At 40.1% G+C, this 14,941-nt stretch carries 12 protein-coding genes; 7 read left to right on the forward strand and 5 right to left on the reverse strand.

Annotated elements, in window-relative coordinates; all coding sequences use genetic code 11:
• Positions 1-27: 27 nt before the first annotated feature.
• From FTV52_RS00635 to FTV52_RS00665, 7 genes are all read left to right on the forward strand, one after another.
• A complete protein-coding gene (locus FTV52_RS00635; RefSeq protein ID WP_179989492.1) occupies positions 28-2,250 on the forward strand; it encodes a primosomal protein N' in 2,223 nt (740 codons plus the stop codon).
• A gap of 72 nt (positions 2,251-2,322) precedes the next feature.
• The gene (locus tag FTV52_RS00640) at positions 2,323-4,164 is read left to right on the forward strand and encodes a monovalent cation:proton antiporter-2 (CPA2) family protein (protein ID WP_154321101.1); all 1,842 of its coding nucleotides are present in this window, start codon (positions 2,323-2,325) and stop codon (positions 4,162-4,164) included.
• A 50-nt stretch (positions 4,165-4,214) separates the two neighbouring features.
• Positions 4,215-5,090, forward strand: a complete 876-nt coding sequence (gene hslO / locus FTV52_RS00645; RefSeq protein ID WP_004975941.1) for an Hsp33 family molecular chaperone HslO — start codon at positions 4,215-4,217, stop codon at positions 5,088-5,090.
• Positions 5,091-5,348: 258 nt separating this feature from the next.
• A complete protein-coding gene (locus tag FTV52_RS00650; RefSeq protein ID WP_004975938.1) occupies positions 5,349-5,813 on the forward strand; it encodes a DUF2147 domain-containing protein in 465 nt (154 codons plus the stop codon).
• Between the two features lie 209 nt (positions 5,814-6,022).
• Positions 6,023-6,484 carry a DUF2147 domain-containing protein gene (locus FTV52_RS00655; RefSeq protein WP_004975935.1) on the forward strand — a complete coding sequence of 154 codons (462 nt, stop codon included), beginning with the start codon at positions 6,023-6,025 and terminating at the stop codon, positions 6,482-6,484.
• Positions 6,485-6,866: 382 nt separating this feature from the next.
• Positions 6,867-7,202 (forward strand): chaperone modulator CbpM, encoded by a 336-nt coding sequence (locus FTV52_RS00660; protein ID WP_004975930.1) that lies wholly within the window; start codon positions 6,867-6,869, stop codon positions 7,200-7,202.
• A 90-nt stretch (positions 7,203-7,292) separates the two neighbouring features.
• Complete coding sequence (locus tag FTV52_RS00665) at positions 7,293-7,556, forward strand: YdcH family protein (protein ID WP_131261090.1); 264 nt, start codon at positions 7,293-7,295, stop codon at positions 7,554-7,556.
• Between the two features lie 287 nt (positions 7,557-7,843).
• Here FTV52_RS00665 and FTV52_RS00670 read toward each other — a convergent pair whose 3' ends face one another.
• The 5 genes from FTV52_RS00670 to rpsO form a co-directional block, all read right to left on the reverse strand.
• Positions 7,844-9,082, reverse strand: a complete 1,239-nt coding sequence (locus tag FTV52_RS00670; RefSeq protein ID WP_167845736.1) for a magnesium transporter CorA family protein — start codon at positions 9,080-9,082, stop codon at positions 7,844-7,846.
• Between the two features lie 118 nt (positions 9,083-9,200).
• On the reverse strand, positions 9,201-10,442 hold the full coding sequence (locus tag FTV52_RS00675; protein WP_179989494.1) for a type II restriction endonuclease: 1,242 nt from the start codon (positions 10,440-10,442) through the stop codon (positions 9,201-9,203).
• A 16-nt stretch (positions 10,443-10,458) separates the two neighbouring features.
• Positions 10,459-11,721 (reverse strand): DNA (cytosine-5-)-methyltransferase, encoded by a 1,263-nt coding sequence (gene dcm, locus FTV52_RS00680; RefSeq protein ID WP_179989496.1) that lies wholly within the window; start codon positions 11,719-11,721, stop codon positions 10,459-10,461.
• A 338-nt stretch (positions 11,722-12,059) separates the two neighbouring features.
• The gene (gene pnp / locus FTV52_RS00685) at positions 12,060-14,147 is read right to left on the reverse strand and encodes a polyribonucleotide nucleotidyltransferase (protein WP_171257431.1); all 2,088 of its coding nucleotides are present in this window, start codon (positions 14,145-14,147) and stop codon (positions 12,060-12,062) included.
• A 261-nt stretch (positions 14,148-14,408) separates the two neighbouring features.
• Positions 14,409-14,678, reverse strand: coding sequence for a 30S ribosomal protein S15 (rpsO, locus tag FTV52_RS00690; RefSeq protein WP_004975922.1), 270 nt, complete (start codon positions 14,676-14,678; stop codon positions 14,409-14,411).
• Between the last annotated feature and the right edge of the window lie 263 nt (positions 14,679-14,941).

Below are 14,941 nucleotides of genomic sequence, written 5' to 3' on the forward strand. Positions count from 1 at the left end.
TTTTCACAGGACGATACGACTTTTTCTATGCCAGATTCCACTTTAGACCCACAGCCTGTTTATCGTATTCGAGTGGCTGTACCCGTATATCTTTACGACTGCTTCGATTATATGCTCAGTGCAGCACAATATCAGCAAGCAGAAGTGGGCGCGCGGGTCTTGGTTTCTTTTGGTCGGCAAAACTTGGTCGGAATTATTGTCGAAAAACTGGCACTCGACACCCCAATTGATCCACGTTTTAAACTCAAAGCCATTAGCGAACTGTTAGATGAGCAAGCGATTTTAGACCCTAAAGTTTTAACTTTGTTGACATGGTCGGCACAATATTATCAATTCCCGATTGGTGAAGTGATGCAAAGTGCCTTACCTAGCTTATTGCGCCAAGCCAAACCCTATAATTTATTGGCACGTACTTGGAAATTGTTGGATGCACATGCCGAAGCTAAAATTACACGCTCAGAAAAACAACAAGAAGCCTATAAAATTTTAAAGCTGCATCCTTCGGGAACTTCTGAAAATATTTTAAATTTGGCAGGCATTGAAACAGCAACCCTAAAAGCCTTGGCGAATAAAGAAATTTGCGCATGTGTTTTGGAAGCCCAAGATTTTAGCCCAATGCCAGTGACTTTGGCGCAAATGCCTTTAACCCCTAATCCAGATCAGAAAAAAGCCATCGACAGCGTACTTAAAGTACGGCAGCAATATAAGGCATTTTTACTGGATGGTTTAACGGGTAGCGGTAAAACTGAAGTGTACTTACACATCATGCATGAGGTACTAAAACAGGGCAAACAAGTGTTGGTGTTAGTACCTGAAATTGGTCTAACGCCACAAACCATTAGCCGTTTCCAATCGCGTTTTCACTGCCACATCGCCCTCTTACATTCAGGTTTAAATGATTCCAAGCGTTTGCAGGCGTGGCAAGCCGCACAAACGGGCAAAGCCTCGATTATTTTAGGTACACGTTCTGCGATTTATACCCCATTGCCAAATTTAGGCTTGATTATTTTAGATGAAGAACACGACCTGTCTTTTAAACAGCAGGAAGGTTTTCGCTACCATGCCCGTGATGTTGCGCTCTATCGTGCCCATCTGGAAAATTGCCCTGTTATTTTAGGTTCGGCAACTCCAAGCATTGACAGCTATGCACTAGTCGATCAAGGCAAAATGCAATGTCTGGAATTAAATCAACGCGCGGGCACGGCACTCATGCCCAAAATCCACCTGATTGATTTAAAAATTGCCAAAAAACAGCACGGTATTAGCCAACAATTGATTGATGAAATCAAAAAACGCTTGGCTAAAAAAGAACAAGTTTTGGTGTTTTTAAACCGACGCGGCTATGCACCCGTATTGATTTGTGAGAGCTGTGCATGGCAAGCCAAATGCCCGAATTGTGATGCCAACTTTACCTTGCATCATCAACCTTATACACATTTGCATTGCCACCACTGCGGTACGATTCATCGTAAACCTGAGCAATGCCCTGCCTGCAACCATGCAGAACTCAAACCAATTGGCATGGGCACTGCCAAAGTCGAAGACAGTTTAAACGAGCTGTTTCCCAATGTAGATGTGATTCGGGTAGATCGTGACTCAACCAGTCGTGTTGGCAGTTGGCAAAAAATTTATGACCGTATTCAACGCAGCGAACCACTGATTTTATTGGGCACGCAAATGCTGGCCAAAGGGCATCATTTTCCGTATGTGACATTGGTGGCAATTTTAGATATTGATTCAGGCTTACTTAGTGTGGATATTCGCGCACCTGAACGCACGGCTCAACTGATTGTGCAAGTGGCGGGACGTGCAGGGCGTGGTGAGCATAAAGGTGATGTTTATTTGCAAAGTGTGCGTCCTGATCATCCACTTCTCACCACATTGGTCGAGGGAGATTACCGCAAGTTCGCCAAACAAAGTTTAAAAGAACGCAAAGCTGCACAATTACTGCCTTATCGTTACAGTGCTTTGATTCGCTGTGAATCTAAAAATCAGGAATTAAACCAGCAATTTTTACAACAACATGCACAATGGCTTAGAGAACATTCAGAACAATTAATTGAAATTTGGGGGCCGATTCCTGCGCCAATGGAACGTAAAGCAGGACGTTTCCATGCACACATGGTGTTGTTGTCTAAAGATCGGGCACGCTTACATTTTTATATCAGGAACTGGTGGCAAAATATGTTGCATGAAAAGCCATCCAGCATGAAACTAAGTTTAGATATAGATCCGCAAGAATTTAGCTAATACTGTAAATTGAAACTTAGCTGTATCAGCACTTATTTCAATAATCCACCGCTTTAAACTTTGGATGACCACATGTCCTTATTGTTACAAATAACCATTTTTCTAGGCGCTTCATTGGTTTTGGTTCCCTTACTAAAACGCTTTGGTATTGCGACCGTATTGGGCTATTTGTTTACAGGCATTTTGCTAGGGCCTAGCGTATTCAATATTGCCAGCGACCCCGATGATATTCAGGAACTGGCAGAATATGGTGTGGTGTTCCTGATGTTTATTATTGGCTTAGAACTGCGTCCACAACGGCTGTGGGAAATGCGCAAGCCCATTTTTGTTTTGGGTAGTTTACAGGTCGGCATCACGGGTATTCTACTTGCAATCTTGGCTTTTTTTGCCTTACAGCAAGGCATTGCCTCAAGTGTGGTGATAGGTTTTGCACTGGCACTTTCCTCTACAGCCTTTGTGCTACAAATGTTGCAAGAAAAGCAGCAACTCAACAGCAGTTATGGACAACAATCCTTTTCCATTCTGCTGTTTCAAGATATTGCCGCCATTCCTTTAATTGCCATCATTCCCATGTTAGCAGGTGCAGAATCGACTCATCATGGCATTGCTTATTTTGCTGCAATCATGGCGACCTTTAGCGGTTTGTTCTTATTTAGCCGTTATCTCATGCGTCCATTTTTTCGTTTTGTGGCTAAAAGTGGCGCACATGAACTGATCACTGCTGTCGGTTTATTCATTGTACTTGGCGTGGTCAGCATTATGGATGTGCTGGGCATTAGCACCACCTTAGGTGCATTTTTAACAGGCGTATTGTTGGCAGATTCCGAATTTAGACATGAGTTAGAAGCCAGTATTGCCCCATTCAAAGGCTTATTGCTAGGCTTATTTTTTATGACCGTCGGGATGAGCACCGAACTGGCAATCTTAATGAATACCCCTTGGCTGATTGTAGGCGGTGCATTGCTGCTCCTGCTCATCAAACTGATTAGCCTCACGGCCATTGCCCGTTATTTCCAATATTCTTGGCGCAATAGTTTGTTGTTGGCGACTTGCTTGGCACAAGGCGGTGAGTTTGCCTTTGTGGTGCTCAGTGTCGCACAAAGTGAAAGTGTGCTCAGCCAGGCCATGCTGCAACCACTGACCTTAATTGTGACTTTGTCGATGGTGTTGACCCCAATTTTATATTGGTTGATGAGCAGTCAAATTATTCCTCGCTTAGAACGTGAAAAATCGCCTGAATATGACGAAATTCCCGATACACATCACCCCATGATTATTGCGGGTTTTGGTCGTTTTGGACAAATTATTGCCCGTGTGGCGTACTTGCAGCATCTGCACTTTACTGCCATCGACAGCAATATGGATAAAATTGATTTTGTGCGGAATTACGGCGGTAAAGTCTATTATGGCGATGCCACTCAACCTGAAATTTTACGTGCCGCAGGCATCGAGCATGCCAAAATCTTTATTCTAGCCATTGATGATATTGAAGACTCAATGAACGTGGCACGGCATATTCGCCTGAATTATCCAGCGCTAAAATTACTGGTACGCGCTCGTGATCGTCATCATGTGCACTTATTGCGCGATTTAGGCGTTACCTATATTTGGCGTGAAACGTATTTATCCTCTTTAGGCATGGCCTATCAGGCTTTGCGCGATTTGGGCATTAATGAAAAAGATGCCTATAAAAGCATTGAGTTGTTCCGTGATTATGATGAACAACTCTTGGCACAACAGCAGCACATTTATACCGATGAACAAAAAGTATATGAAACCCATCGTAACGCTTTGGCAGAACTGGAACACCTGTTTGAAAGTGATGCACAAAACCGTGAAATGCCCTTGGGTGTCGATTTAAAACGCGGCTTGCATAGCAGTCATATTGATGTAACACGTGATGCAGCAAACTGACTTGTGTTTTACAATATTGCCACCATTAAAACAGGGTTATGGAGAATTTTATGTCTGATTTACGCCAACGCTTTTTTATTGAAGATAGCCCTGTTCGTGGTGAAGTAGTTCATCTCGAAGAAGCTTTGCAAACCATTTTGAAACAACGTGATTATGTGCCTGCGGTACAAGTGTTGTTGGGAGAAATGCTTTGCGCCACTGCCCTACTGGCCAGTACCCTAAAAATTAAAGGGCGTATTAGCTTACAAATTCAGGCATCTGGCACATTTAAATGGGCTATGGCGGAATGTAACCACTTGGGTGAAGTGCGTGCGTTGGCAGACTACGAACAAGACCCGCGCTTTTTAAGCGCTGAAGACAGCAGTACCGTCCTGAAAAGTTTGGTCAGTCCTGTACTGTTTATTAATATCGAGCCTGAATTTGGTGAGCGTTATCAAGGTATTGTGCCTTTGGACAAAGCCAATTTAGCTGAATGTTTAATGCAGTATTACGACTTATCGGCACAAATTCCAACTCGTATTGTGTTGGCAAGCAATGCCGAACGTGCGGGCGGTTTGCTGATTCAATTGTTGCCGCGTAACAGTGAAGAAGAACAACAACGGGTCGATGAAGATTTATGGCCGCGTGTGACCATGCTGACTGAAACCTTAAAAGCGGAAGAATTGACTGATTTAGACGTCAATGAAATTTTGTACCGTTTATACAATGAAGAACAAGTGCGTTTGCCTGAAGTGGAAGCCTTACGTTTTGGTTGCACTTGCTCCAAAGAGCGCTGTGCCAATGCCTTAATGCAAATTGGTGTTGCTGCGGTACGTGAAACTTTGGAACATCAGAACCCTATTACTATGGATTGTCAATTCTGCAGCACACAATATAGCTTTAGTGCCGAAGAAGCCTTAGGTTTATTTGGAGAACATCTCAGTTAAATGGCATGGTGAATACCATGATTAATATGTGATGTAATGCTGAAAATTCATCAAAAATGAGCAGTACATTCTGCTCATTTTTTATTTACGTGATGACCATCGTCAAAACCTATTATTTTATTACTTTTCATGTGATTAATTTCACAAAACTTTCATGCAATTACTAGAAAATACCGCGTAAATTGGGTATAAATAATCCCATATTTTTTTTATGCCTTTATATATTTTAGGCTGCTTCTTCTCTGGGATATTGATTTTATGAACACCCTGTTCTTTTCTCGTTTAGCATTCATCAGCGCGATTTGCTGTTCAAGTTTAGCTTATGCAGCCAATGCAGACCCACTTTTGGGCAAATGGAAAACATTAGACTACCGCACAGGTTTTTCATTGTCTGACGTAGTCATGAGTAAAGATAAACAAGGTGCGTATGCCGCTACGATTATAGAACTACGTGCGGTTCCTGGCGCACCGCGTTTGGAAAATTGCACACTCTGTACGGGTAAAAATAAAGATAAGCCACTGTTAGGTTTTGTGCCATTAAGTCACTTAAAAGCTACGCCAAGCAATCAAATTGAATTTTATGAAGGTGACTATTTAGACCCGCGCACAGGTAAACAATATAAAACTCGTGCACGTTTAAGCAGCAATGGCAAACATTTAACCCTTTATAATGTAGACCTTGCCACCAATGCCAGCCGCAAAATGACGTGGGTGAAATACTGATATTATTCCTCACCAATGCGATAAAAGCTGTGTTCTGCACACTTTTATCGGAATGATTAGATTTAAATTACCAACTCCATAACACTTATATCTTTTCCTGCCTGACATCTCACACTGCTCAATTTGCTTGTTTATTACATTCTTGCTATAAAACCCGAAATAGAATTTTTACTCTATTTTTTTAAATAACAATTTTGGGGATGCTGTTCATGAAAATAAATTTCAGAGGGATTTTTGCGGGTTTCGTTTTAACAACCCTCTCAAGTGTTGGCTTTGCAGAAAGCGATCTACTGGTCGGTAAATGGAAAACCATTGATGATCGCACAGGTTATTCACGTGCCGATGTCGAAATTCGCAAAAAGCCAGATGGCACTTATGAAGGCATTATCGTGGAAACCCGTAATATTCCGGGTGCAGAAAAAATGGTGATTTGTAGCAATTGCCCAGGTAACTTAAAGAATAAACCTTTTATTGGCTTGCCATTTATTTGGGGCTTTAAACAAGATGCTAAAAACCCACGTGAATTTAACCAAGGTCATGTTTTAGACCCAATTGGCGGTAAAGTTTATAAAGGCAAAGCTCGTTTAAGCGCTAACGGTAAGCGCCTCACCTTACGTGGCTATGTAGGTGTTTCAGTGATTGGTCGCAGCGTGACTTGGGTAAAATACTAATTCCAAAAACTAAGATATTGATTTACAGGGTTCTTTTTAAAGAGCCCTTTTTATTACCAAATTTTGAAACAATCCTTTTAAACACCGTACGACCGTTCAATCCAAAATATTGAAATAAAGGATGGCATTGAATAAAAAATAGACTAATATCTATAAGACATCTATACGCACAAGCCAAATTGACACATCAATATAACAGGCGTGAGCACAGCAAAGGGTTGGCTGAATTTCACCAAAGGAATACAAATAAAAGATTCTATTACAGCGTACACAGGCTAAATTAAAGAGAATCACTTATTGGATATCCACCAATTATTGATGTAAAGCAATCCCTCATTTCAGGCGAGCCAACTCGTTTGAATTCGATCAGAAGGAGTATGCCATGACCACCATTTTATATCGTGAAATCACTTCAGACGGACAGCACACAGAAATTATTGAAGAATTTACCCAGTTAGATTTAAAAAAATTTGCCGAAGCGTGTGGGCAAAGCCCTGAATGGGTCTTACAACTTTTAGAATATGACATCCTGCCTTCCCGCCCTGCCGAACGTATCCACCAATTTTTTGGTGAAGATGTCAGCCGTGCACGCCAAGCCTATCGGTTGCAACGTGATTTTGATGCCAGTTTTTCAGCTGTCGCCATGATGCTTGACCTGATTGATGAAGTACAAAAATTACGTAAAGAAGTTAAACATCTGAATTTTCAACATAGTTAATCCTCACGCTCTAGTTGTGTGATTCATCACCTTGCTAGAGCGTTTTTCTTTCTATGCCCGTAAATTTTTTTGATGAGAATGATCTACACAATGAAAACTAAAGACTGCAACAAGAAGATTAAAAATATGTTTCCTGAGTTTCGTGATTTAATTCAGGGATTACGCGACAGCAATCCACATTTTTCAAAAATTTTTGAAGATCACGAACAGCTAGACCGTGAAATTAGCCAGTTAGAGCTTGATCCTGTGCATCAGATTAATGATGACATTGAAGCGCTGAAACGCAAAAAATTAAGACTGAAAGATGAAATGTATCACTTGCTGCTTAAAGCACAAAATGATCAATTGGCTTAAAAATACATACAAGTCTGAACTGCAAATCCTCATACGATCAAATGCAGGACACAGCAAGAAAAGACAAAAAGCAAAACAAGATGGCGTATTCAAGTCTGAAAACAGCATTCAAAAAACTGCCATCTTGAGCTAAGTGTCTGCCTATCTGGTTCAATCTGTGGATAAGCTTATCAGTCCTATGGATAACTTTTGAGGTCTGTGGACAACTTTTATCAACGAATTATCTTGTGACATATATTGGATGTGGAACTCAATTTATCACCACATCTGCAAGTCTATCTTCTGGATTATTTAATTTTAGTCAGTTTTTCGACTTCTTTAATGGTGCCTTTCACGGTTTGCTTAATGGGTTCATAGTCTAAAAACCAAAATAAATTCATGGTTTGGTCATTATGTTGCTGTGCCAACATATCAATCACACTTTTTTCACCCAGACCGACAAGGTGCCTACGATAAAAATAATACAGCAACAACAAAGTAGTCATCACCATTACCCCAAGCATGATCCAAAAGGCCTGTGCGTGTTTCAGCCCCGGCATAAACTCAAAGTTCATCCCATACACCCCTGTAAATAAAGTCAAAGGTGCAAAAACTGCGGTAATGATGGCTAAAATCCGCATGTTTTCATTGGTCTGGTTGGCAATAGCAGAAAAATGCAGATCAATTGCGGTTTGCACTGCAGAGCGTAAGCGAATGGTATGCTTTTGAATTCGTTCAATGTGACTGGTCAAATCATCCAAACGTACCAAAATAATATCCTGCCGTTCACTACGTTTTTTGCCACGTAAATGTGGGTAGTTATCGACAATTTCATCACGCAATTCCTGCAAGGCTTCTATTTGCTCTTCACATAAATTTTCAACTTGCTGAAACGCCATATTTTCTTGCAGCAATTGATGCCAACGGGTAAAACGACGATGTCCCTGCAACAACTCTTGTTGCCAATATTCCACACGGCGGGTTAGCGGCATGCGAATATCCAAGTAATCATCCGCTACCAAATTCAGTAAACGCAACGTTAAATCTAATGGTGTTGCTGCCAGTTTGCGTGCTTTATTCTGTTCTTCAATCGGGCGTTGTACCGCTGCTTCCACACGTGACAAATAGCTTTCCATGACTTTATTGCCCTGTTCCCGCACACTAATCAAAATCTGCGGTGTCATAATAAAGCTCATCGGCGTAGTGGCCAGTCCAAAAATCCGTTCATGTTTCTCCCCGACTTGTTGCCCTGTTGCAATACGGTCTTCGGGTGTGATCAGTTTACGGAAAATCAATAAGTCATAATCATCTAAAGTATCAAACGCACATGGATGCTCTATATTTAAAATATCGCGCACATGATATTCATTGAGCGATAATTGACTGTACTGAAAAATCTCTTGTTGCCACTGTTCTGCACGGTTAAGCACATCATCACGGGTGCAATCAATCCAGATAAATTCAGGCTCAAGCCCTTCAATTGGCTGTTTTTGCACATAAATATTGGTTTTATGATTGGTATGCAGATAAAAATAATAACTTTGCATAGAACGGGCACTCTATTTCAGTTTTCTTGTACGGTTTTTTGAGATTTTAAGATGTACTCAGTTTAAACCTCAACGTTAGCACTTTATTAATTAACCATATGTTTCCACTAAATAAATATTAATTAGATTCAATGAAATAATTATGTTGTTTTGCTTTTAACACATCAAAAAAACAACTCAAGTTAATTATCCATTCTTGCTGTGTAGGCAAATAAGTTTCATGCAATTTCTGAGGAATTACTAGTTGTAATTTTTTTGATTTCATTTCATTCGTTTGTTGCTCAGAAATAGCTGTTTCCAATGTTAATAGATGCTTTTCTTTAACTCTTTCGGCTTCCGATAGCACTTGCCTCCAACGATCTTTGCATGTTGACTTCACACCAAGCATGGTTAGCCCCGATGTATTAAAATTTGGGTCATGATAATGATCTATACTAGGAAAAATAAAATCAGGCTTTACTTTATTTTCTGTAATTTTATTCCTGCTATAATTTAAATTGTTAAGTTGTAATAAAACTTCTATATGATTCTCTAATGTAAGACCAACTCTACTTTTACGACGATTCTGAACGGACAATGAAAATTCTAAAAAGCCATCGACATTAAGATTATTCTGTTTACAGCTCCCGAATCCTTGCGACAATCTTTCCGAGATCAAATAACGCTCAAATGTACGAAATAATATTTCTTCTCTTTCCATCCAAGCCATTAATACAACATCAGGATCTTCTTTAGGATCAATATCAACAGTTCCACGTGCAAATTCTGAAAAAACTTTTGTAGTTGGAAACCTTGCACCAAATTGATTAAGCATTTTTTCAAGAAATGTTTCTTCTGAAGTTTCTACAGCAATTCCTATACTTTCTAAAATGAAACAAGATGCAAACTCAATTCTATCTTGTTCTGTTTCTAATTCAGATTTAATCGAAAATCCAGGGTGCGCTATTGTATTAAACCCAAATAACCATTCAATTTGTCTTGCAATACTTGAACCACTTTCAGCGATAATCATAAGAAGGCTTTCATCAAGTCGCTTAGCAATTACAAGTAAATCTCCTTCATTAGCATTTTGAGATACCAATGTTGTTTTAAAATACAGCCTATGTTCGGAACGTGTTGGATGCTTTTCACGAGCATCGTACCAAGTTAAGGTACTCTCTTCGACAATTGGCTCATCCTCAAAATCCGTTAAATACATAATCTTAGCATCATATATTCTACGTTCTGTTCCTAATATTTCACGTAACTGCTTTATGCCGTTAAACTCGTGTTGATTAGAGCTAAGCACATTTGCTTCAACCAAACTAAGCTTTTTTGCCGCCACTCCCATAAAATATTCGGATAAATATCCCTTTTTCATACGTACACCTAAGCATTTAAATCGGTAATGGTATTTGCTTTAATGTGATTTCCTCATTTTGCATTGTAAGAATATGTGGAAGCATAATACGAGCAATTTCATTAAAGACTGGTGCAACAACACTATTGCCAAATTGACGATAGGCTTGAGTGTCACTTACAGGAATTCGAAAAGTATCAGGAAAGCCCATTAATCTCGCACACTCTCTAGGTGTCAATCTCCGAGGTCGCTTATTTTCCCCTTGATAAACTAATATTTCAGAACCATCTTTATAATATCGTGCTGATAAAGTTCTAGTAACACTGTCTGGATAAGCCATTCCAAATCCAAACCCATTTCCTGCAGCTCGATGTTTTTCTGCATAATTTTGTAGATAAGTCCACAAATTAGGGGTCAAAGTATATTTAGATTGCACATTTTTCCCATGGTGATCAAAGAAACGATTATCATCCCATTCTAAATAAGGTTCAGTCCCATCAGTTTTGTGTAAAATATCACCTAAAACAGGTTTCACTTCAGGGAAACACATATCTTCCCATGAGAAGTTTACTTTTTCTCTAAAACCTATAATTACAATACGCTCCCTGTGCTGCGGTGTAAAATGCTGTCCATCTATCACTTTATAATAAACATGGTAGCCGAGCTCATCTCTCAAAGTTTCAAGAATTACCTTAAAAGTATTTCCCTTATCATGCGAAATAAGATTCTTTACATTTTCTAATAGAAATGCTTTAGGACGTTTTTTTGCAATAATTCTTGCAACATCAAAAAAAAGTGTACCTTGTGTAGTACATTCGAAACCATGTGGTCTTCCAAGAGAGTTTTTCTTGCTGACACCCGCAATACTAAATGGCTGACAAGGAAATCCGCCTAACAATACATCATGGTCAGGTATTTCTTCGGCTGGAAATGGAACAATATCGCCAATAAACGGGTGCTGATCACCATAATTTTCGATATAGGTTTTCTTAGAAAAATCATTCCACTCACTTGTAAAAACACACTCTCCATGGTTTTTTTCAAAACCCAAACGTATACCGCCAATTCCTGCAAATAAATCTATAAACTTAAAAGCTGGCATATTTGAGTGATTCTGCGGTGATTCGGGCATTCCCAAAATATTACGTAACGCAGGTTCTAACATGACGGGACAAGGTGTTTCTCCTCTTTCCCAACGTCCTAAAGTTTTAATATTTTTACCTAATTTACTTGCTAATTCTTTCTGTGTAAATCTCTGTCTAGCTAACTTTAATAAATCAAATGATCGAACACTACCCATTTTCACATCCAGGTTGATTTTAGGACATTATGACCTATGAAAGGACGTGATAATAGTACTAACAAGCTTATCTTTATAGCAATGCGACACCAGCTGTCACTTATTAAACAATAACACTGAACTCTTCATACAAAATCACTTGCCTGCAGCTATATTTATTGTTAATTACGAATAGGTCTTTTAGCTTTAGATTTGAATGGTGCACTATAAATTTATAGCAATAGTTATTAAAACAACAACCAAGTAACAAAAGCTAAATCATTTAAAATTCAGTATAAAAAAACCCGCATTCAGATTGAATACGGGTTTTTTGACCATTTCAGATCATCAACACAGCATTACGCTTGTTCGATATCTTTCATAGTTAATTTGATACGACCACGGTTGTCTACATCAGCAACCTGTACTTTCACTTCCTGACCTTCTTTCAACACGTCTGCAACGTTGGCAATACGCTCATTTGAAATTTGAGAAATGTGAAGTAAACCGTCAGTACCCGGAAGGATATTTACGAACGCACCGAATTCAACAATACGGATTACTTTACCTGTGTAAATTGTACCCGGCTCGATTTCAGCAGTTAAAGCCTGAATTTTTGCAACAGCAGCTTGTGCAGCAGCTTTGGTTTCACCAAATACGCGCACTGTACCGTTGTCTTCAATATCAATTGCCGCTTTAGTTTCTTCAGTAATTTGGCGGATGGTAGCACCACCTTTACCAATTACATCACGAATTTTGTCTGGGTTGATGTTAATCACTTGGAAAGTTGGCGCATGCATTGAAATTTCTGGACGCGCACGTGAAATCACTTGGTTCATTGCATTTAAGATATGCATACGACCCGCATAAGCTTGGTTTAATGCAACTTCCATAATTTCTTCGGTGATGCCTTCAATCTTGATGTCCATTTGCAGTGCAGTAATACCGTTGGCAGAACCAGCAACTTTAAAGTCCATGTCGCCAAGGTGGTCTTCATCACCCAAAATGTCAGAAAGTACCGCGAAACGCTCGCCTTCTTTCACTAAGCCCATTGCGATACCCGCAACTGGTGCTTTCAATGGAACACCTGCATCCATAAGTGATAACGATGCACCACAAACAGACGCCATAGAAGATGAACCGTTTGATTCAGTAATGTCAGATACGATACGAATTACATACGGGAAGCGATCTGCTGCAGGAAGAACAGCTTGCACACCACGACGTGCCAAACGACCATGGCCAATTTCACGACGTTTAGGGCCAGACTCACGACCTGTTTCACCTACAGAGTATGCAGGGAAGTTGTAGTGCAACATGAAGTTGTCAGTTTTAGTACCCGATAAGGTATCAACCATTAAGGCATCACGTGTATTACCTAAAGTGGTGGTAACCAAAGCCTGAGTTTCACCACGGGTAAACAATGCAGAACCGTGCGCACGGTCTAGAACGCCAACCTGTACGTCAAGCGCACGAACGGTTTTGGTGTCACGACCATCAATACGTGGTTTACCAGACAAGATGTTGTCACGTACGGTACGGTATTTAAGATCTTCAAAGAGTTCGTTCAAGTCATCTGCAATGCCAGTTTCGTCATTTTCAGGAACGAATTGCGCAACGGCTTCTGCTTGAAGTGCATCTAATGCCGCATAACGGTCTTGTTTGATGGCAATGGTATAAGCTTCAGAAATTTTTGCTTCAAACGCTTCTTTTAATTTTGCACGAAGGTCTTCGTTTTTCTCAGGAGCAGTCCAAGTTGACTCAGTTGCACCAGCAGCTGCAGCAAATTCTTTGATCGCTTGAATCGCGATTTGCATTTCGTCATGACCGTAAAGCACTGCGCCTAACATTTGGTCTTCTGAAAGTTCTTTTGCTTCAGATTCAACCATCAATACAGCAGATTCTGTACCTGCAACCACAAGGTCAAGGTCAGATTGCGCCATTTGTTCAAAGTTCGGGTTAAGCACGTATTCGCCGTTGATTAAACCCACACGCGCCGCACCAATTGGGCCACGGAACGGTGTACCTGCAATTGCAAGTGCAGCAGACGTACCTAACATTGCAGCAATGTCAGCTTCCATGGTTTTGTCAGAAGATACAACAGTCGCAGTAACTTGAATTTCGTTGTAGTAACCTTCTGGGAACAACGGACGAATTGGACGGTCAATTAAACGTGAAATTAAAGTTTCTGCTTCAGAAGCACGGCCTTCACGCTTACCATAACCACCTGGGATACGACCTGCAGCATATTGTTTTTCTTGATAGTTAACAGTCAGTGGGAAGAAATCTTGACCCGCTTTTGCTGTTGGTTGAGCAACCACTGCAACCAATACAGTCACGCCACCCATAGTAATCATTACCGTGTTGGCTTGACGCGCTACACGACCAGTTTCAAGTACAACTTGGTGCTGACCAAATTGGAATTCTTTACGAATAATATTAAACATCGACATGTTTTATTTTTTCCTAGTTCTTGTGAACAATTATTCTCGTGGAGACCCCTAAGGTTTGGCATTCACAATACAATTGTTTAGGTAAATGACAAAGCTTAGAAGCCGACCTCACTCGAATGAAACACGATTTTTAAACACAAAGAAGGAGCGAATCATTCGCCCCTTCCACTGATCTAGCCAAGGCTAGATATACTTTAGTTTTCAGTAATACAGCATTCAACATGCAATAGTCCGAAAATAAAAGCTTAAATCGAATTAACGACGTAAACCTAAAGCAGCAATCAATGCGCTGTAACGAGTCACATCTTTGCCTTTAAGGTAGTCAAGTAACTTACGACGTTGGTTAACCATACGGATTAGACCGCGACGGCTATGGTGGTCGTGTTTGTGCTCTTTGAAGTGACCTTGTAAGTCATTGATTTGAGCAGTTAAAAGCGCTACTTGAACTTCTGGTGAACCAGTGTCGTTTTCAGCACGAGCAAATTTAGCGATGATCTCTGCGCGATCTGCGTTTGTTAAAGCCATTCGATTTCTCCGAGATGCTTAATAAAAAGATTTGATACCGATCAATTGATGAATCAACTGACTGCCGTGCATCACTACAGCAAGGGCATCATTTTAAGGCAAAAACGTGCCGATTGCAAAACAGAACGACTAACAACTGCTTTAATTTTTACTTTAAGCAGTCACACCAGATTTTTTCTGCCCGCTGTTCTGCATAGATAAAAGTATAAAGTACTCCGCATAAATAAATATACATTTGTATATGATTGATAATATGTAATATT

The organism is Acinetobacter sp. YH1901141 (assembly GCF_013416935.1).
In the GTDB taxonomy this organism is placed as follows: Bacteria; Pseudomonadota; Gammaproteobacteria; order Pseudomonadales; family Moraxellaceae; genus Acinetobacter; species Acinetobacter towneri.